Source organism: Ensifer sp. ENS06, from assembly GCF_014852205.1.
Lineage (GTDB): Bacteria > Pseudomonadota > Alphaproteobacteria > Rhizobiales > Rhizobiaceae > Ensifer > Ensifer adhaerens.
Genome location: NZ_JACVBC010000002.1, coordinates 844,964 through 863,430, shown reverse-complemented (window position 1 = coordinate 863,430; position 18,467 = coordinate 844,964). Strand labels below are relative to the sequence as shown.

Below are 18,467 nucleotides of genomic sequence, written 5' to 3'. Positions count from 1 at the left end.
AGTTATTTGCCGGCGCCGGCGATCTGGTCGCCGTCGCGGGTGAGGTAGTAGGCGCCGAGGATCGGCAGGAAAGTGACGAGCACCACGACCATGGCAACCACATTGGTCACCGGGCGCTGGCGCGGGCGGATCAGCTCTTCGAGCATCCAGATCGGCAGCGTGGACTGCTGGCCGGCAGTGAAGGTGGTGACGATCACCTCGTCGAAGGAGAGCGCGAAGGCGAGCATGCCGCCGGCAAGCAAAGCCGTGCCGATGTTGGGCAGGATGATGTAGCGGAAGGTCTGGAAGCCGTCGGCGCCAAGGTCCATCGAGGCCTCGATCAGCGAGCCGGAAATCCGCCGGAAGCGCGCGACCGCATTGTTGTAGACGACGACGATGCAGAAGGTCGCGTGACCGAGCACGATGGTCCAGAAGGAAAACGGAATATCGGCCATCGAGAAGGCGGAGCGCAGCGCAATGCCGGTGATGATGCCGGGCAACGCGATCGGCAGGATGACGAGCAGCGAGACCGTCTCGCGGCCGAAGAAGCGCGTCTGGCTGACGGCTGCGGCGCAGAGCGTGCCGAGCACCAGCGCGACCGCGGTTGCGATCGAGGCGACCTTGACCGAAAGCGTCAGCGCCGCCCAGACGTCGGGCCGGTTCCAGGCAACGGCGAACCACTGCGTCGTCAGCCCCGGCGGCGGGAACTGATAGCTCTTTTCCTCCGTCGTGAAGGCATAGAGGAAGATCAGGAGGATCGGCAGGTGCAGGAAGGCGAGGCCGGCGGCGGCCGCAATCTTCAGGCCCATCGGTGAGCGGTTTCGTTCAGAGCGCATCGAAGGCTCCCATGCGTTTGGCGACGAAGAGGTACGCGCCCATGATGACGATCGGGACGACCGTGAATGCGGCGGCCAGCGGGATGTTGCCGGCCGTGCCCTGCTGGGCATAGACGGCCTGGCCAATGAAGAGGCGCGACGAGCCGACGATCTGCGGGATGATGTAGTCGCCGAGCGTCAGCGAGAAGGTGAAGATCGAGCCGGCGACGATGCCGGGAAGGGCCAGCGGAAAGAGCACGTAGCGGAAGGTCTGGGCCGGCGTGCCGCCGAGATCGGAGGAGGCCTCGATCAGGTTGCCGGGCACGCGCTCCAGCGCTGCCTGGATCGGCAGGATCATGAAGGGCAGCCAGACATAGACGAAGACGATGAAGGTGCCGGTATAGCTGACCGAGAGCGAGTTGCCGCCGACCACGGGTAGCGACAGCCAGCCGTCGAGCAGCCACATGAGATGCAGCTTTTCGAAGAACCAGGTGAGGATGCCCTCCTTGGCCAAAATCAGCTTCCAGGCATAGATCTTGACCAGATAGCTCGACCAGAGCGGCAGCATCACGCCGAGATAGAAGAGCACCTTCCATTTCCCTTGTGCGTAGCGCGCGGCGTAATAGGCGATCGGGAAGGCGATGACGGCGGAAGCGACGGTGACGGTCGCCGCCATCAGCACGGTGCGCAGGATGATGTCGAGATTGGTTTCGCTGAGCAGTTGGCGATAGGTCGCGAGCGTGAACTCGTAGTTGATCAGGCCCGAGAAATCGTCGATCGAGAAGAAGCTCTGGAGCAGAAGCGCAAACAGCGAGCCGAGATAAACGACGCCGAGCCAGAGCAGCGGCGGGGCGAGCATGATCAACAGAAGCAGATGCGGGTGCTTCCAGAAGAAGTCCAACAGGCGGCCGGCGGGGCCTCGGCGTTCAGGCAGAACGAGGGGTTCGGCAAAGGCGGTCATGCGTCCTCCATCGGGTGCAGCTCGTTTGCGGCAAAGCTGATGGTGACGGGGCTGCCGAGCGCGGGCACGGCGAGCGCTGCGGGGCTGGCGACCGCGACGCGGGCGCCATCGACATCGACGACGACACGGTTGACGGCGCCGAGGAAGCTATGGGCCGAGACGGTGCCCGAGAGGCTGAGCGCGCCATCTACCGGCTGGGCGAGGACGATCGCTTCGGGACGCAGGCTCGCAAAGGGTGCCTTCAGCCCGAGCCGCTGGCAGAGCTTTTGCGGCAGCACGTTGGACGAGCCGACGAAATCTGCGACAAACCGCGTCTTCGGCTGCTTGTAGACGTCTTCCGGGCTGCCAAGCTGCTGGATGCGGCCATCGTTGAAGACGGCGATGCGGTCGGCCATCGACAGCGCCTCGCCCTGGTCGTGGGTGACGAAGACGAAGGTGATGCCGAGCGACTTCTGCAGGCTCTTCAATTCCTCCTGCATCTGCTCGCGCAGCTTCAGATCGAGCGCGCCGAGCGGCTCGTCGAGGAGCAACACCTTGGGCTTGTTGACAAGTGCCCGGGCGAGCGCCACGCGCTGGCGCTGGCCGCCGGAGAGTTGCCCGGGACGGCGGGTGCCATAGCCCGGCAGCTTGACCATGGCGAGTGCGTCCTCGGCCGCCTTGCGCCGCTCCTCGCGGCCGACACCCTTGACCATCAGCCCATAGGCGACGTTGTCGAGGATCGAGAGGTGCGGGAAGAGCGCGTAGTCCTGGAAGACGGTGTTGACGCTGCGGCGATAGGGCGGCACGCCCTCCGCCGTTTCGCCGAAGATCTCGATATGGCCGCCGGTCGGCTGCTCGAAGCCGGCCATCAGGCGCAGGCAGGTGGTCTTGCCGGAGCCTGAGGGGCCGAGCATGGCGAAGAACTCGCCCTCGGCAATCTCGAGGTTCACGCCATCAACGGCGCGCACGGCGCCGAAGTGGCGGGAAACATTGTCGAAGAGAACGGCGGTGGTCATTGTATGGCTCCGGGAAATGTGGCCCCTCATCCGCCCTGCCGGGCACCTTCTCCCCGCAGGCAGGGCGAAGGGGACGTGCGGCGGGCGTCTTGCCTCAAGTTCACGCCCTACGGTTTGGCCGGGGGCGTTCCCTCTCCCCGCGTGCGGGGAGAGGGTCAGGGTGAGGGGCAAATGCTTGCGATAGGTCTGACGGCTTAGCGGCCGCCGATCACGCCGATATAGTCGGAGACCCAGCGGTGATAGGGCACGCATTCGCCCTGGCTTTCACACTTCGTCACCGGCGTCTTCCAGAACTTGACCTTGTCGAAGTCCTCGTAGCCGTTGGTCTTGCAGCCGGCGTCGGTCAAGAGTTCGTTGCCCTTGCAGGCCGCACCGACCGACGGGTTGGCGCCGAACCAGGCGGAGACGTCGCCCTGGACCTTCGGCGACAGCGAGTGCTCCATCCACATATAGGCGCAGTTCGGATGCTGGCTGTCGGCGTGCAGCATGGTGGTGTCGGCCCATCCGGTCACGCCTTCTTCCGGAATGGTCGAGGCGATCGGCAGCTTCTCGGCTTCCATCAGGTTGACCTGAAACGGCCAGGAGCCGGAGGCGACGACGCCTTCGTTCTTGAAGTCGTCGATCTGGATCATTGCGTCGTGCCAGTAGCGGCCGACGATCTTGCGCTGGCCGCGCAGCAGCTCGAGCGCTGCCTTGTACTGGTCTTCATTGAGTTCGTAGGGGTCCTTGATGCCGAGTTCCGGCTTGTGCTTCATCAGGTAGTTGGCAGCGTCGGCCACATGGATCGGGCCGTCATAGGCCTGGACGCGGCCCTTGTTGGACTTGCCGTCGGGCAGGTTCATTTCCTCGAAGACGACGTTCCAGCTCTTCGGCGCTTCGCCCTTGAAGGCGTCCTTGTTGTACATCAGCACGTTCGGGCCCCAGACGTAGGGCGTGCCGTAGTGGACTCCATTGACTGTGTACCAGGGCGCGTTCTGCATGCGCTCGTCGATCGTCTTCCAGTTCGGGATGAGATCGGTGTTGATCGGCTGGACGCGCTTGCCGGCGACGAGGCGCAGCGAGGCGTCGCCCGAGGCGGTGACAAGGTCGAAGCCGCCTTCGTTCATCAGCGCCACCATTTCGTCCGAGGTGGCGGCGGTCTTGACCGAGACCTTGCAGCCGGTCTGCTTTTCGAAATCCGTGACCCAGTCATAGGCCTTGTCGGTCTCGCCGCGCTCGATGTAGCCGGCCCAGGCGACGATGGAGAGTTCGCCTTCGCCCTTGCCGAGTTCCTTCAGCGGCTCCTGCGCGAAGGCCGGGGCGACAAGGCCGAGCGACAGGGTCAATGCCGTGCAGGATTTGAGCATCTGCTTCATCTGAATTCTCCCAGTTTTGAGCCGCGTTTTGCGGCTTCGTTCCCAGAATGAAGCGTGCCTTCATTTCACCGTATTCGCAAATTCATTAAACAGAATGTCGCTTTCGGTTTTTCCGATATCGGTCACCCACCGGCACGCCAAAGGTGTGGCCAGTGTCGGGAGAAGACTAATAAATTTAGTGAATTAGCGCGGTCTGGCGCTTCTCAGCGCTTCGGCGATGCCGACGAAATCGCGCGCCGATTGTGGCAGGCCGGAGCCCTTGCGCCAGACCATGCCGACCTGCACGACGGGAAGCGCGCCCGACACGTCGCGGCTCTCGATGCGGTCGCCTTCCAGCGACCAGGGGCGGTAGACGAGGTCAGGCAAAAGCGCGATGCCGGCGCCTGTCGCCACCAGGCTGCGCACCGCTTCGACCGAGCGGGTGCGGAAGGCGACATGCGGGCGGGCGCCAAGTGCGGACAAAAGCTTGCCGGTGTTCTCCTCGATTTCGTCCACTGTCAGCATGATCAGCGGTTCCTTGGCGATATCGCTGACGGAGATGATGTCGGCGCTGACCAAGGGATGTCCGATCGGCAGCCATAGGCGATAGGGCGAGGTCTCCAAAATCTCCGCCTGCAGCGCCATGCGGTCGCGCAGGTTGGATATGACCATGACGGCGACATCGAGCTCGCCGCCGATCAGCAGATGTTCGAGATAGGAGCCGTTGTCCTCGATGGCGCTGACTTCCACGCCGGGGCAGGCGCGGCGATAGCGGGCGAGCAGATCGGAAAGCACGTAGCCGGCAACCAGCGAGGTGACGCCGAGATTGAGCTTGCCGCCGGTTTCCTCGCGGCTGTCGGAAAAGCTGCGGCGGGCGTCTGAGACATTGGAGAGGATCTTGGTGGCGTGGCGCAGGAACTGGTGGCCGTTGTGGGTGATCGACAGGCCGCGCGGATGCCGGTCGAAGAGCTCGACGCCGAGATCGCCTTCCAGCTCCTTGATCGCCTCGGTGATCGAGGATTGCGAGATCGACAGGTTCTGCGCCGCACGGGTGATCGACCCCTGTTCGGCAACGGCGACGAAATACTGCAACTGTCTGAAAGTGAAGGCCATGGCGCGAGTTAATAGGTGCGAGGCCGGGCTGGCAAGCGGGTGGCCGATGCAACCGGATCGACCGCCGATTTTTTCCCGTCATGTCGGTTTTCGGACAGGGAGCCGGAACGCCGGTGCTAAGCTGCAGGCGACTTCGGGATTGCAGGGAGGACGACGTGGATCAGGTGACCAAGCGGCCGATGCCGACGGAGGAGGGGATCCTCGCCTTTCATCGCCGCTGCGAGGACTTCTATCCCGCCGACGCGGTCGACGCCTCGATCGAGCAGCAGCGCAAATGGTATGACGCGCTCTGCGCCGAGTTCGATGCGCCGAGCCCGGCCGGGCTGACGCGCATGGATGAACTCGTCGACGGCCGTATCCCGACCCGGCGCTACCGGCCGGCCAAGGTCTCGAGCGAAACGCGCATCTATTACATCCATGGCGGCGGCTTCGTCGTCGGTTCACTCGACAGCCATGATGCGATCTGCGCCGAGCTTGCGGATTTCGCTCAGGCCGAGCTGGTCTCGGTCGATTATCGGCTCGCGCCGGAGCATGTCTGGCCGACTGCTTTCGACGACAGCTACGCCGTGCTGCAACACCTCCTGTCCGACGGCCGCCCGGTCGTCGTGGCCGGCGACAGCGCCGGCGGCAATCTCACGGCTGGCATCGTTCTCAAGGCACGGGCGGAAAGGCTTTCCGGCATCGTTGGCCAGGTGCTGATCTATCCCGGCCTTGGCGGCGATCTTGTGTCGGGTTCCTATGAGGAGATGGCGGAGGCGCCGGGACTGACGACCGCCGATGTCAGCTACTATCGCGATATCCTCAAGGCGCCGGCGGACAATCCCTTCGCCGCGCCGCTGGCGGAAACGGATCTCTCGGGCCTGCCGCCGAGCTATGTAACCGGCGCCTTCTTTGACCCCTTGCGCGACGATGCCCGCATTTATGCGGCGCGGCTTGCTATGGCGGGCGTGAACGTCACCTTCCGCGAGGAGCCGCAGATGATCCATGCGTGGCTGAGGGCGCGGCACATGAGCGAGGGCGCGCGCGAAGGCTTTCGCCGGCTGGCGGAAGGCGTGGCGGTCCTTGTCGGAACGCGGTGACGACCTGCTGTGTCCGTTTGTGAAGCGGGCCTAGCTCTTCGGCTTGAACACCAGCACCGGATTTGCCTGGAAGGCCTCGGGGAACAGGGTTCTCAAGTTCTCGATCTTCGGCAGGTCGTTGTAGACGATATAGGGGTGCGTCGGGTTTCGCGTCCAGAAATCCTGATGATAGTCCTCGGCAGCGTAGAAGCCCTTGAAGGGCGAAACCTGCGTGACGATCCTTGCCGAGAAGGCGGCTGATTTGCCGAGCTGGGCTATATAGGCATCGGCGATCCGCTTCTGTTCATCGGTGATGGTAAAGAGCGCCGATCGATACTGTGGGCCGTGATCCGGCCCCTGATAGTTGAGTTGGGTCGGATTGTGGGCGACGGAGAAGAACACCTGCAGCAGCCGGCCATAGGTGACGTCGCGCGGATCGAAGGTCACTTCCACCGCCTCCGCATGGCCGGTCTTGCCGCCGCTCACGGTTTCGTAGTCGGCGGTTGCCGCGGTGCCGCCGGAATAGCCGGAGACCGCTTTCTTCACGCCCTTAAGGTGCTGGAAGACGCCCTGCACGCCCCAGAAACAGCCGCCGGCAAAGACGGCGATTTCGGTCGAAGCGGATGACTTCTCGTCGAGTGACGGCGGCGGGATGACGACGGCCGGCTCCTGGGCGGCGGCGATGGGCGAAAACGCCAGCAACGCGGCGAAGGCCGCGGTCAATCTTGTGAGGGATCTGTCAGAGGTATGTACCGACTTGCTGCGCGCCATCGCGTCCTCCCGTCGCCCGGCTCCAGCGCCGGCGTTCGATGACCTCATGTTTTCATGGGATTGGCAACGGTCAAATCGCGATCGCGTGCTTCACGCCAACGTGACGATCCGATACCAGTGGGCAAGCACGAGGCGCCGAGAACGAGGGACGATGACATGGCCGGAGAAACGGATCTCGCGAAACTGCTTTCGACGATGAACCCGGTGCTGTTTCCGCAGACCTATGTCTATTGTACCGTCGCCTATCAGGATCAGGCGCGCTACCAGGCGCTGGAGGCGCTTGCCACCTATCGCGAGGACGAGGGGCTGACCCTGGTCGTTACCCGCGCGGCCGCCGACGAGGCCGGGCTCGCCTATGGTCCGCTGCTTCGCCGCATCACGCTCAACGTGCATTCGGCGCTCGAGGCCGTGGGGCTGACGGCGGCCGTTTCGGCAGCGCTGACGCGCGAGGGCATCAGCGCCAATGTGATCGCCGCCTATTACCATGACCACATCTTCGTGCCGGAAGCGGATGCCGAGCGAGCGCTCGATGCGCTCCGGGCGCTGACCGTCGCCTGACTGGCCGTGTGCGCTCACATGAAGCGCGTGTCGGCGGGCGCGTTGAAGTGGTCGTCATCGCGGCCGTTTTCGTAGATGATCGGCGCCTCGGCGAGTTCCGCGTCGCTGACGCCATCGAGGCAGGCGACATTGACCGCGTAGAAATGGCCGATGAAATCCTTGTGGTAGCCGCGCGAGAAGGGCCGGACACCGCAGCGGCTGCAAAAATAATGATCGACGTCGCCTTCGATCCAGCTCGAATTGTCGGCCCGGTAGCTCGTCAGCCGGTCCTTGCTTGACGTGATCTCGAATTCTTCGCGCAGCGCAAATGCCTTCTGCATGCGCGTCTTGGCGCAGAAGGAGCAGTTGCAGCGGCGGATGCCCTCGGCGAGATCAAGCTGGCATTCGAAGGCGATGGCGCCGCAATGGCAGCTGCCGCGATAGAGCTTCTTCATCGGTTTCCTCCCTGGGATTGGACGCAGATCATCGCCCGCCGGCCATCTGGCCGGCGCCGCTTGAAATTTGCGCTACTTTGCGTTTCCGGCCTGGCGCCGGGCACTGTTAACCGGCGTTGCCCGAATGCGCCGGCTGATCGGCGGCCACCTGCGCCTTGCCGTCACCGTCATCGCTGGCCTTGCGCAGGAGCAGGAAGGCGATGAGTGCGGTGCCGAGCGATAGCAGCACGCAGATCGAGGCAGTGAAGGCGAAGGACTGAGTGAAGACGTCGCGCGCCGCCGTCAGCAGCCGCTCGGCTTCTGCAGGTGGCAGGTCGGCAGCCACCGCGACCGCTCCGCCGAGCGTCTGCCGGGCGGCGGCAACGGTTTCCTCCGGCAGGCCGGTGACCACCAGCTGGTCCATGCGGCCGCGATAGGCCGAGGTCAGCAGGCTGCCGAGCACGGCAATGCCGAGCGCGCCGCCAAACTCGAAGCTGGTCTCCGAGATCGCCGAGGCGGCACCGGCGCGCTCCGGCGGGGCAGAGCCAACGATCATATCCGTCGTCAGCGTGCCGACCGGGGCAAAACCGAGGCAGAGCACAACGAGGCCTGTGGTGACGAGAAGCGGGCTGCTTGTGGTGCCGACCTGGGTGCAGATGGCAAAGCCGATCGCCGTCAGCACGAAGCCCGCTGCAATCAGGTTGGAGGCGGCAAAACGGGTGGCAAGCATAGGCACGGTCATCGAGGCGACGATCATCGCCACACCCGTCGGCACCGACCAGAGACCGGCGACGAAGGGCGTGAGCCCGAGCACCAGCTGCAGGTACTGCGCCACGAACAGGAAGGCGCCGAAGCCGACGAAGAGACCGAGGATATTGACGCCAAGAGCGGCGCTGAAGGCCGGCGTCCTGAACAGCGCCAGATCGATCAGCGGATCGGCGAGACGAAGCTGGCGCCGCGCAAACAGGATCGCGACGACGATGCCGAGCAGGATGAAGAAGACTGCGATCGTATCGAACCCGGCCTCGGCGATGTGCTTCATGCCGTAGATCACCGAAAGCACGGAGACGAGCGACTGGGCGGCGCTGACGAGATCGATCCGGCCGGCCTCGGGATCGCGGAATTCCGGCAGGAGGATCGGCCCGAGGATGAGGATCAGCACCATGACCGGCACGGCGAGCAGGAAGACCGAGCCCCACCAGAACTGCGACAGCATCAGCCCGCCGACCACGGGGCCGATGGCGCCGCCGGCCGAGAAGCTGGCGATCCACACCCCGATCGCAAACGTGCGCTGGCGGTCGTCGAGGAACATGTTGCGGATGAGCGAGAGGGTGGAGGGCGCAAGCGTTGCTGCCGCGACACCAAGCACCGCGCGCGCGATGATCAGCGTCTCGGCATTCCAGGCAAAGGCGGCGAAGATCGACGCCAGGCCAAAGGCGACCGAGCCGATCATCAGCAGGCGCCGGCGGCCGATGCGGTCGCCGAGCGTGCCCATGGTGATCAGCGAGCCTGCGACCATGAAGCCGTAGATATCGATGATCCAGAGAAGCTGGGCGGCCGAGGGCTTGAGCTGTTCGGCAAGCTGCGGGACCGCGAGGTTCAGCACCGTCAGGTCCATGGAATAGAGCATGCAGGGCAGCGCCAGCACGGCGAGCCCGATCCATTCGCGCCGGGTCGCCTTCGGACCGGGCGCGTTTTCGGTTTCAAGGTTCGAAATCTCAGACATGGTCGACGTAATCCCTGAGCCGCTCGAGGCACTCGCCCCAGCCATCCTGGTGCGAGTCGCGCTCTTCGACGGTCTCGAATGGTGTTTGCTGGAAGGTGAGCCGCGTCTTGCCGCCGATATCGGCGAAGGAAACGGTGATCAGCGTGTCGCTGCCGGGCTCGCCGTCTTCGTCCCAGGCGAAGGTGAAGACCAGCTTCTCGGGCTCGCGCACTTCGCGAAAGATGCCGCTCATCCAATAGTCCTGGCCTTCGGGCGAGCGGATGCAGGCGCGCCAGGCCCCGCCCGGACGGAAGTCCATGTTGACCGAATGCGGCGTGAAGTCCTGCGGTCCCCACCAGCGCAACAGGTGCTCCGGCGTCGACCAGACCTTGAAGACGAGGTTTATCGGCGCCTCGAAGTCGCGCACGATTTCCAGGCTGATATCCTTGCGTGCTGCGTTTGCGGTCGCCGCTGTCATGAATCCTCCTCCTCTGGGCGCCCCAATACGCCCAGTCTTTAACCGTAGAGTTATTTAACTTAGCGGTTAATATCCGTGCGAAAAGGCGATTGTCAAGGCAGGCTCAAGCCGCGATCTGATTTTTGTCAATTTGGGCCGGGGAGGAAGGGTGGTCGCTTGCTTTTACGATGATACGGGCAGGCGCGCCTTGAGGCGGGCCAGCACCCGGACGAAGGCGCCGGGGTCCTCGAGGCTTCGGGCAAGGATCAGCGCGCCCTGGATGCCGCCGACGATTTCCTCGGCAACGCCGTCGCACTCGGCGGCCGGTGTGCCGGCGCGTTCAAGCGTTGCGGATAGATCGGCACGCCAATCGGAGAAATAGCGGTTGAGTTCGCGGGCGAAGCGGTCGTGTGCGCCGCTCGTGGCGATTACCCCCATCAGGCAGAGGCGTCTGCCCTGGCGGAAGTAGCCGTCGACGGCGGCAAACATCGCGTCCAGCGCTGCGGCCGGGTCTTCCGCATTGCGTAGTGGCTCGAAGATGTGCGTGCGGAACCAGGCGGCGATATCGCCAAGCACGGCCTCTGCCATCTCCTCCTTCCCGCCGGGGAAGAAGTGGTAGAGGCTGCCTTTGCCAAGCCCGGTCTTCTCGGTGATCAGGCTGAGGCTGGTGCCGTCATAACCGTGCTCGCGGAAGATTTCCGCAAGCATGGCGATCACGTCCTTTCGCTCAGCGACGACGCGGCTCATGCGGGCTTCCTCACCAGCGGATACTCGACCTTGGCGAAACGGTGGAACAGCGCGCCAACGGCGACGAGAATAAGCGAGCCGGTCAGCACCGGGAAGAGCAGGAATTCGAAGCCGGGATCGGCGGCGAAGACGACGAGCGGGTTGGCGCCTGCCGGCGGATGGGTGATGCGCAATGCCGCCATCAGCGCGATCGCCGCGCCGACGGCGATGGCGACCGCCCACCATTCATTCGGAAAGACGGTTCGGAGGATCAGGCCGACGAGGGTGGCAACGAAGTGGCCGCCGACGACGTTGGCCGGCTGCGACAGCGGGCTCGCCGTGACGGAAAAGATCAGCACGCAGCTGGCGCCGAAGGGCGCCATCAACATGGGGTGGCCGACAAGGCCTGTGAGGGCGCCGACGGCGGCGATGGCGACGAGGCCGCCGATGCCGGCAATCAAGCCGCGGTTGATATGAACGGGAGGCTGATGACGCGAGAAGAAATGGCGCATGGTTGTACCAATCAGTAAACTCTTTACCGATTGGTACAATGACTTGTGTGAGATGTCAATGCGGGGGCGGGGCAGCGCGTTGGAACCGGCCGCCCGTGCCCTTCACATGAAGTCGCGGGGGATGCGCTTCTTGAAATGCTTCCCGAAAATCCGTGTCTCGCCCTCATAGGCGACGACCTCCGCCTCGGTGATCCACTCGCTTTTCGTGCAGTGGAGCGTCGAGGTCGAGACGGTACGCACAGACCAGCCCTCGCGCTTGGCAACACAGGTCCAGGTCGAGGTTCCGATCATCGACGAGGGGTCGTCCGGTGCGATCGACCAGGTCTCGTCGCGGATATCCTGGGTGGCAAGGCCCGTATCCGGATGTTCTGAAAGCCCGGTGTCCTCGTAGATACGGTAATGGGTCATGCCGTGGGTCATGTCGCGCTCGACGGTGCGGCTCGAAATACCGCGCGTCAGCTCGCGATACTTTGGCAGCGGGTCGGGGTTCTCCGGCTCGGGCACGGCGATCTCCCTGTGGGCGCCGAGCAGGGGAAGGGCGAGCGAGAGGCTTGCTGTGTCGATCGAAAGGCCCGGATCGGTCGGGGTGGGAAGGATCAGCGGCCAATAGGAGGTCGAGAGCGACACCCGGATGCGATTGCCCGCGCGGAAGCGGTAGCCGCAGGCATCGAGCGTAAGCGTGATGCGCGTCTTGCGCCCGGGCTCCATGGCGCGCGGCTGGGCGTTGCCGTCGCGATGCGAAAGGTTGAGCACGCCGAAGGCGACGCGGGTGGCGGTACCGTCAGGATGCACGTCGACGAGGCGCACGGCGAGATTGGCGGTAGGCTCCTGGCAGGTGACGTCGACCGTCAGCGTTGGCTGGCCGAGATAGTCGGCGGCTTCCAGTAGCGGTGCCGTCTCGAAGGTGAGCGAGCCGGCATCGTCGATGCGCTGGTCGCCGGCCATTTCGGCATCGGGCTTCAGCGTGAAATACTCGCCGGATGCCGTGCCGGTATCGAGCGGCGATTTCAGGTAGACCTCGCCGATGCCGGTGCCGCCGGCCGACGGCGTCAGTCGGCCGTCATGGGAGATGCCGAAGAGATGCATTTCCGGCGTTGCCCAGGCGTCCTTCGCCACCCAGCGGCCGGGATCGCTGTCACGCCGGAGCGACGGGCGGGGCCCGTCGAGAATATAGGCGCGCACCTGTGGCCCGTTCTCGGCGCCGTTTTCCTCGTCGCGCAGCCAGCGGTTCCACCAGCGGATCGCCTCGCCGTGGAAATCGGCGCGCGGCTTCGGAAAGGCGAAATGCGGGTACTTGTGCACCCAGGGGCCGATCAGCGCCTTGGCCTTGTCCCCAAGGCCTTCGACCGCCTTCAAGGGCGTGTTGCGGTAGCCGTCGGCCCAGCCGGCGATGACCAGCGCGGGGATCCCAACCCTGTCGAAATCTTCGCAGATCGATCCGTGCTGCCAGAATTCGTCGCGACGCTGGTGCTCCAGCCATTCCTCCATGAAGAAGGGCTCTTTCTCCAGCCGCTCCATCCACATCTGCTTCCAACGGTCGCCGACGATGGCGGGATCCGGCGAGCGCGACTGGTAGCCGAGCATGGTCGCCGCCCAGGACAGCTGGGCGGAGAGGTGGCAGCCGTTCTTGTAGTGGATGTCGTCGTTGTAGCGGTCGACGGTCGAGGCGATGGAGATGACGGCTTTCAGCGCCGGCGGCTTCAAGGCCGCGACCTGCAGGCAGTTGAAGCCGCCCCAGGAGATGCCCATCATGCCGACCTTGCCGTTTGACCAGGGCTGGGCGGCGATCCATTCGACGATCTCGCAACCGTCGGAAAGCTCTCGCGGCGTATATTCGCCGTCGATCACGCCTTCGCTTTCGCCGGAGCCTCTGATGTCGACGCGCACGCCGGCAATGCCGGCGGCGGCAAAGACAGGATAGGTGGATTCGTCACGCAGGCTCGTGCCGCCCTGCTTGCGGTAGGGCAGGTATTCGAGCACGGCCGGAACCGGATCGGCCTCCGTGCCGGCCGGCATCCAGATGCGGGCGGCAAGCTCGGTGCCGTCCTTCAGCCGGATCCATTCGTTTTCGATGACTGTGAATTCGCGCTCTGACATGTGGTTCTAACGATCTCTTTGTTTTCTCGGGAAATGCCGGACGCGAGCCCGCGTCCGGCTTTCGTCGCAATGGCTTAGCTGTCGAACCAGACGCGGCTGCCGACGTAGCCGTTCGAGAGATCGTTGCCGATGTCGTCGACGAAGCCCTTGAGCGAAGCCGAGGCGGCGTTCACGTAATCGTTGAAGACGGGCAGGATCAGGCCGCCTTCGTCGCGCACCGTCATCGCCATGGTGTGGTACATTTCCTTGCGCTTGGCCTCGTCGAGCTCGGAGCGGGCCTGCAGCAGGAGCTTGTCGAAATCCTCGCGCTTGAAGCGGGTGTCGTTCCATTCGGCGGTCGAGAGATAGGAGGTCGAGTAGCGCGAATCCTGCGTCGGCCGGCCGCCCCAATAGGAAGCGCAGAAGGGCTGCACGTTCCAGACATTGGTCCAGTAGCCGTCTTCCGGCTCGCGGCGCACTTCGATCTCGATGCCCGCCTTCTTGGCGCTTTCCTGGAAGAGCACCGCGGCGTCGGCAGCACCCGGGAAGGCGGCGTCGGAGGTGCGCAGCAGGATCGGCCGGTCATGGCCGGACTTCTTGAAGTGGAAGGCCGCCTTGTCCGGGTCATAGGCGCGCTGCTCGATGTCTTCGGGTGCCAGCGCATAGTTGCCGTTGACGGGATAGTCGTTGCCGAGCGTGCCGAAGCCGCCGAGCACCCGGTCGAGGATCGCCTGTCGATCGACCGCATATTTCAGCGCCAGCCTCAGATCGTTGTTATCGAAGGGCGCGGTGTCGCAATGCATCAGGAAGCTGTAGAAGCCCTTGCCGGAGGTCCTGAGGATCTCGACGCGCGGGGCGCGCTTCAGCAGCGGCACGGTCTTCGGGTCGATGTTGTTGATGAAGTGGACCTGGCCGGAAGAAAGTGCTGCGATGCGCGCCGTCGTGTCGTTCATCACGATGATCTCGACACTGTCGACGAAGCCGCGGTCCGAGCGCCAGTCATCGGCGTTCTTCTCGAAGGTGGCGCGCAGGCCTGCCTCGTAGCTTGCAAGCTTGTAGGGGCCGGTACCAACAGGCGAGGCCGGATTGTCGACGCCGCCCTTCGGCTGGATGATCAGGTGATAGTCGGTCAGAAGCAGCGGCAGGTCGGCATTGCCTTCAGTGAGCGTCAGCACCAGGCTGCCTGCCTTCTCCTCGATCGTCTTGATCGAGCGCATCAGCCCGAGCGCGCCGGACTTCGAGCCTTCGTCCGCATGGCGCTTCAGCGTGGCGACGACGTCGGCAACGGTCAGCTTGCTGCCGTCGTGGAAGCTCACGTCGCCGCGGATCTTGAAGGTCCACTCGGACGCATCGGCCGAGGGCTCCCAAGATTCGGCAAGCGCCGGCAGGGGCGCGCCGGTCTTCGGGTCGGATTCGACCAGCGTATCACCCCAGAGGTGACCGATGACGAAGGAAACGGAACCGCTATAGGCGGCCGGGTCGAGCGAGTCCGTCGTGGCGCCGCCCTTGAGACCGAGCTTCAGATGGCCGCCACGCTTCGGCTCCTGAGCCCTTGCGTCCGTGGCGGCGAGCGTGCCGCCGAAACCGGCCGCAAGGCCCAATGCTGCCGTGCCGGCCAGGAAGCCGCGCCGGCTGAGGCCGGTCGAGGCAAGGCTCGCGGGGATAAGGAGGCCGTCAGGACGCTTCGTGAATTCGGTCATTCTAGGGTTCCCTTTGGAGTGATGCTTGTTAGGGAAAACCTAGCGTTTGCCGACCGGCACACAATTTCGCGACTTGACGCTTCTTTACGCTCTTTTACGCTACCTGAATGCTTCCTGTTCGACAGGGATTGGAAGCGCGTTGAATGGGGTTCGAAAAGCATCGTGCAGGACATCGACATCTTCGCCGCCAATCTCAAGTTTGCCTGTGCGACGCGACGGTCGATCTCGCAGATCTGCCGCGAAATCGGCATTAACCGCCAGCAGTTCAACCGCTACATCGGTGGCGAGGCGCGGCCATCGGCGCACAATGTGGCGCGCATTGCCCGATTCTTCGGGCTTTCGGCCGAAGACTTCGCGTTGCCGGCCAAACAGTTCGAGGCGCGCATGACGCGCCCCGATCGGGACCGCTCGGATGCCGGCCTGCTGCTTGAGGGTTTCCCGGGCGACATCGCGGGCCTCCGGCGCCATGTCGGCTATTACCAGACCTATCACGTGTCGCTCTCCTGGCCGGGGCTGGTCGTCTGCTCCTGCGCCCGGATCTACGAGGAGGCAGGCTCGATCCGGGTGAAATCGATCGAGCGCATCCGCGATCCCGCAAACGAGATCCAGCAGTTCTCAAAATATGTCGGCCTCGTCACTCTCTGGCGAAACCGCATCTTCATCGCCGAGCGCAGCATCGGGCGCGAGCCGATGCTGGCGCAGACCATCCTTCTGCCGTTCGAAGTGCATCAGCGGGTCTATCTGCGCGGCACCACCATGGGGGTCTCCTGGCGCAAGGAAAACCTGCCTTACGCGTCCCGGATGATCTGGCGCTCGCTCGGGGCGCAGCCGGATCTGCGGCAGATGCTCTCACGTTGCGGCGTGCTGTCCTTCGGCTCGCGGCACCTGCCGCAGACGGTGCGAGCCTTCCTCGATACGCCCGATGCCGAGCTCTTGACCGTGCCGACCGAATATTGAGGCGGCGTCGCCATGTGGTAGGTTTCGCCGAACGCACCGATCGAGGAGGGGATCATGAAATCTGCTTTGGCCGCTATCGCCTGCCTTTGCTTCGCATTGCCGATGTCACCGGCAAAGGCCGAGGAGGCACGGGCGCCGATCCCGTCCTGTGCGCTTTCGGGGGCGTCCAGCGTGATGATCGGCGGGCAGCCGGCGCTCAGGCTTTCCGATGTCACCAATTGCCCGCCGGAACTCTACGAGGTGGTGCCGAGCATCATGGTCGAAGGCCAGCCGGTGGTGCACTTCCGCGCCGGCAGCGGCGAAAAGGGCGACTGCTCGGCCAAGGGCGAGGCGACGGTGACCTTCGAAGGCGAGGCGGCGCAGAGGGTGGGCGACGTCGATTGCCGGCAGAAGTGACAGCTATCGTCAGACGAGCCTGGCCAACCGGGCACCCTCCCGAACGGCCGAAAGCGCCGGCGGATTGGAGATGGGATAGCCGGCAATGAAGCCCTCGACCGTGAACGACGGGAACTGGGCTTGCAGCCGCGATACGACCTCTGCCGCTTCCTCCATCTCGCCAAGGTACGCGTGTGCCATCGCCTGGAACATCAGTGTGTTCGGCGATTCCTGCGAACTCTTTTCAAGCGCGGACAAGCACGCGCGATAGCGCCCGACGACGAAGAGAACGCGCGCGAACATGCCGTGGTACCAGGGCGGGCCGAGCGGGTTGAGCGAGAGGGCGCGCTCGATGAAGGGAATCCCGTCGGCGGGATCGCCGACGATCAGGGCCTTGGCTCCCGCGAGCAGCGCCAGCGTATCGGCGTTGTTTCTGCCATATTCGAGCGCCCGGGCATGGGCCTCGGCGGCACCCGCCAGATCACCGATGCAGGCTTTGAAATCGCCGATACAGGTATGGCCGGCCGGATCCGTCGGATCGAGCCGCAGCGCCTCCTCGGCGGCGCTGCGCCAGTTCTTTCTTGCGCTTTCGAGGTCGTCGCCGAAGCCGTTCGCCGCCTGGATGGAATGGGCATAGGCAAGTTCGGTCCAGGCGCGCGCCCGCCCCGGATCGAGCTCGATCGAGCGCGTCAGCAATTGCATGGCGGCGGCGTTGCCATCCGGGCTGAAGCGATTGTGCTGTTCGACGCCCAGCAGGAAGTAGTCATAGGCTTGCAGGCTGCCCGGCGGCTTTTGCCGGCTCGCCTTGCGGCCGATGGCGGCCAGCGTGCCGAAGCAGCCGGCGAGCACGTTGATGACGCTTTCGGTGAGGCTGTCCTGCAGCGTCAGCACGTCTTCCATGGTGCGCTCGTAGCGCTCGCTCCAGAGCGTCATGCCGGTGCGGGTATCGGAAAGCTGGATCGTCAGGCGGACCCGCCGGTCGTCCGCGCGCAGCTGCCCGGTGATGGCATAGGTGGCGCCGACCGCCTGGACGTGGTCTTCGAAGCTTTCCGGCCGGTTGCCGAGCAGCTTCATTGTGTGGAAGGCGATCACGGGCAGATCGGCGAAGCGCGCGAGATCGACGCAGATGTCGGACGACAGCCCGTCGGCGAAACGGCGCCAGCGCTCCTCCGGATTGAGGCTTTCAATGGGAAAGACGGCGAGCGTCGGCGAGGCGGGCTCGGCGTCGCGCAACGGCGCGACCGCCTCGGTCGCCGTCCTGCCGGCCACCATCTGCGCGACCGAGGCGGCAAGCTCGATCTTGTTGCGAACGCCGAGCTTGCCGTAGATCGTCGCCAGATGCGTGCGCACCGTCGACGGCGCGATAAACAGCGCCTCGCCGATTTCGCGATAGGTCAGGCCGGCGGCAAAGCGCTCGGCCACGGCGCGCTCGCGGTCTGACAAGGCTTCGGTGGCGACCTGTGGTGTCGGGATACGGTTCATGGCTGCTTCCTGCCATCTGACCGGGCCGTTTTCAATGGCGACATACGGCAAGGTGCCACAGTGCCTCTTGCGCGTCCAACGGGGCGCGCGGTGCTGCAGGCAAAATACTACAAATGCAGGAGAGGAAAACACAGCAGCTGCGCGATGTGGGACGCGTTCCACGGGCCTAGAGTTCCGACAGTGTTTCAACGCCCTGAGGGGCAGGAAGAGGTGGGAACGGCGATGAGCAGCCTGCTTTCGGGAGTGTCCGATTTCTATCACGCCGTTCGGCTTGATCTCAACCAGCCGGCCAAGCATCTGGCCGACAGCCTCGGCCGCCACGATCCCTTCCGGATCCTTGTCGTCTGGGAGGACCGCGTTCGCGTCCGCGAGCAACTTCAGCTCATGGCGGATCAATATCCGGAGCGGCTCAAGGATATCGGGATGACGAGGGCTGAGGTTCGCGCAGAGACGAGCAAGGCCTTCTGGCAACGCTGAGCT

Annotated in this window: 19 protein-coding genes; 5 read left to right on the top strand and 14 right to left on the bottom strand. The window is 64.5% G+C overall.

What is annotated here, in order from left to right; genetic code table 11:
• Positions 1 to 2 precede the first annotated feature (2 nt).
• The 5 genes from IB279_RS13355 to IB279_RS13335 all read right to left on the bottom strand — a co-directional run bounded on the left by IB279_RS13355 (position 3) and on the right by IB279_RS13335 (position 5,197).
• On the bottom strand, positions 3 to 815 hold the full coding sequence (locus tag IB279_RS13355) for an ABC transporter permease (protein WP_034792091.1): 813 nt from the start codon (positions 813 to 815) through the stop codon (positions 3 to 5).
• Complete coding sequence (locus IB279_RS13350) at positions 805 to 1,755, bottom strand: ABC transporter permease (RefSeq protein WP_112771156.1); 951 nt, start codon at positions 1,753 to 1,755, stop codon at positions 805 to 807. The genes IB279_RS13355 and IB279_RS13350 overlap by 11 nt, the downstream gene beginning before the upstream one ends.
• A complete protein-coding gene (locus IB279_RS13345) occupies positions 1,752 to 2,750 on the bottom strand; it encodes an ABC transporter ATP-binding protein (protein WP_029742593.1) in 999 nt (332 codons plus the stop codon). The genes IB279_RS13350 and IB279_RS13345 overlap by 4 nt, the downstream gene beginning before the upstream one ends.
• A 194-nt stretch (positions 2,751 to 2,944) precedes the next feature.
• Positions 2,945 to 4,105, bottom strand: coding sequence for an ABC transporter substrate-binding protein (locus tag IB279_RS13340; protein ID WP_112771155.1), 1,161 nt, complete (start codon positions 4,103 to 4,105; stop codon positions 2,945 to 2,947).
• 183 nt (positions 4,106 to 4,288) lie between these two features.
• Positions 4,289 to 5,197, bottom strand: a complete 909-nt coding sequence (locus tag IB279_RS13335) for a LysR family transcriptional regulator (protein WP_029742595.1) — start codon at positions 5,195 to 5,197, stop codon at positions 4,289 to 4,291.
• A gap of 179 nt (positions 5,198 to 5,376) precedes the next feature.
• Here IB279_RS13335 and IB279_RS13330 point away from each other — a divergent pair, with 179 nt between their 5' ends.
• Positions 5,377 to 6,276: an alpha/beta hydrolase gene (locus IB279_RS13330; RefSeq protein ID WP_112771209.1), complete on the top strand. Its 900-nt coding sequence runs from the start codon at positions 5,377 to 5,379 to the stop codon at positions 6,274 to 6,276.
• A gap of 30 nt (positions 6,277 to 6,306) precedes the next feature.
• Here IB279_RS13330 and msrA read toward each other — a convergent pair whose 3' ends face one another.
• The gene (gene msrA / locus IB279_RS13325; protein ID WP_192339243.1) at positions 6,307 to 7,026 is read right to left on the bottom strand and encodes a peptide-methionine (S)-S-oxide reductase MsrA; all 720 of its coding nucleotides are present in this window, start codon (positions 7,024 to 7,026) and stop codon (positions 6,307 to 6,309) included.
• A gap of 156 nt (positions 7,027 to 7,182) precedes the next feature.
• On the opposite strand from msrA, the gene IB279_RS13320 reads away from it, so the two are divergent.
• The gene (locus IB279_RS13320; protein ID WP_029742599.1) at positions 7,183 to 7,584 is read left to right on the top strand and encodes an ACT domain-containing protein; all 402 of its coding nucleotides are present in this window, start codon (positions 7,183 to 7,185) and stop codon (positions 7,582 to 7,584) included.
• Between the two features lie 14 nt (positions 7,585 to 7,598).
• Here IB279_RS13320 and IB279_RS13315 read toward each other — a convergent pair whose 3' ends face one another.
• The 7 genes from IB279_RS13315 to IB279_RS13285 all read right to left on the bottom strand — a co-directional run bounded on the left by IB279_RS13315 (position 7,599) and on the right by IB279_RS13285 (position 15,173).
• Positions 7,599 to 8,018: a GFA family protein gene (locus tag IB279_RS13315; protein WP_060515877.1), complete on the bottom strand. Its 420-nt coding sequence runs from the start codon at positions 8,016 to 8,018 to the stop codon at positions 7,599 to 7,601.
• A gap of 106 nt (positions 8,019 to 8,124) precedes the next feature.
• Positions 8,125 to 9,723, bottom strand: a complete 1,599-nt coding sequence (locus IB279_RS13310; protein WP_112771153.1) for an MFS transporter — start codon at positions 9,721 to 9,723, stop codon at positions 8,125 to 8,127.
• Positions 9,716 to 10,180, bottom strand: a complete 465-nt coding sequence (locus IB279_RS13305; protein WP_034792113.1) for an SRPBCC domain-containing protein — start codon at positions 10,178 to 10,180, stop codon at positions 9,716 to 9,718. Before IB279_RS13305 ends, IB279_RS13310 begins: the two co-directional genes overlap by 8 nt.
• A gap of 162 nt (positions 10,181 to 10,342) precedes the next feature.
• Positions 10,343 to 10,906 (bottom strand): TetR/AcrR family transcriptional regulator, encoded by a 564-nt coding sequence (locus IB279_RS13300; protein ID WP_034792115.1) that lies wholly within the window; start codon positions 10,904 to 10,906, stop codon positions 10,343 to 10,345.
• Positions 10,903 to 11,397, bottom strand: coding sequence for an HPP family protein (locus tag IB279_RS13295; RefSeq protein WP_029742604.1), 495 nt, complete (start codon positions 11,395 to 11,397; stop codon positions 10,903 to 10,905). The genes IB279_RS13300 and IB279_RS13295 overlap by 4 nt, the downstream gene beginning before the upstream one ends.
• Before the next feature lie 102 nt (positions 11,398 to 11,499).
• Positions 11,500 to 13,494 (bottom strand): CocE/NonD family hydrolase, encoded by a 1,995-nt coding sequence (locus IB279_RS13290; protein ID WP_192339242.1) that lies wholly within the window; start codon positions 13,492 to 13,494, stop codon positions 11,500 to 11,502.
• A 74-nt stretch (positions 13,495 to 13,568) separates the two neighbouring features.
• Positions 13,569 to 15,173: an ABC transporter substrate-binding protein gene (locus IB279_RS13285; protein ID WP_112771151.1), complete on the bottom strand. Its 1,605-nt coding sequence runs from the start codon at positions 15,171 to 15,173 to the stop codon at positions 13,569 to 13,571.
• Between the two features lie 162 nt (positions 15,174 to 15,335).
• Between IB279_RS13285 and IB279_RS13280 the strand changes: the two genes are divergently transcribed.
• The gene (locus IB279_RS13280; protein ID WP_029742607.1) at positions 15,336 to 16,130 is read left to right on the top strand and encodes a helix-turn-helix transcriptional regulator; all 795 of its coding nucleotides are present in this window, start codon (positions 15,336 to 15,338) and stop codon (positions 16,128 to 16,130) included.
• A gap of 54 nt (positions 16,131 to 16,184) precedes the next feature.
• Positions 16,185 to 16,526 carry a PAAR domain-containing protein gene (locus IB279_RS13275; RefSeq protein ID WP_112771150.1) on the top strand — a complete coding sequence of 114 codons (342 nt, stop codon included), beginning with the start codon at positions 16,185 to 16,187 and terminating at the stop codon, positions 16,524 to 16,526.
• 9 nt (positions 16,527 to 16,535) lie between these two features.
• Here IB279_RS13275 and IB279_RS13270 read toward each other — a convergent pair whose 3' ends face one another.
• On the bottom strand, positions 16,536 to 17,987 hold the full coding sequence (locus IB279_RS13270) for a LuxR C-terminal-related transcriptional regulator (RefSeq protein ID WP_112771149.1): 1,452 nt from the start codon (positions 17,985 to 17,987) through the stop codon (positions 16,536 to 16,538).
• Positions 17,988 to 18,167: 180 nt separating this feature from the next.
• On the opposite strand from IB279_RS13270, the gene IB279_RS13265 reads away from it, so the two are divergent.
• Positions 18,168 to 18,464 (top strand): DUF1127 domain-containing protein, encoded by a 297-nt coding sequence (locus tag IB279_RS13265; protein ID WP_192339241.1) that lies wholly within the window; start codon positions 18,168 to 18,170, stop codon positions 18,462 to 18,464.
• Positions 18,465 to 18,467: the final 3 nt, after the last annotated feature.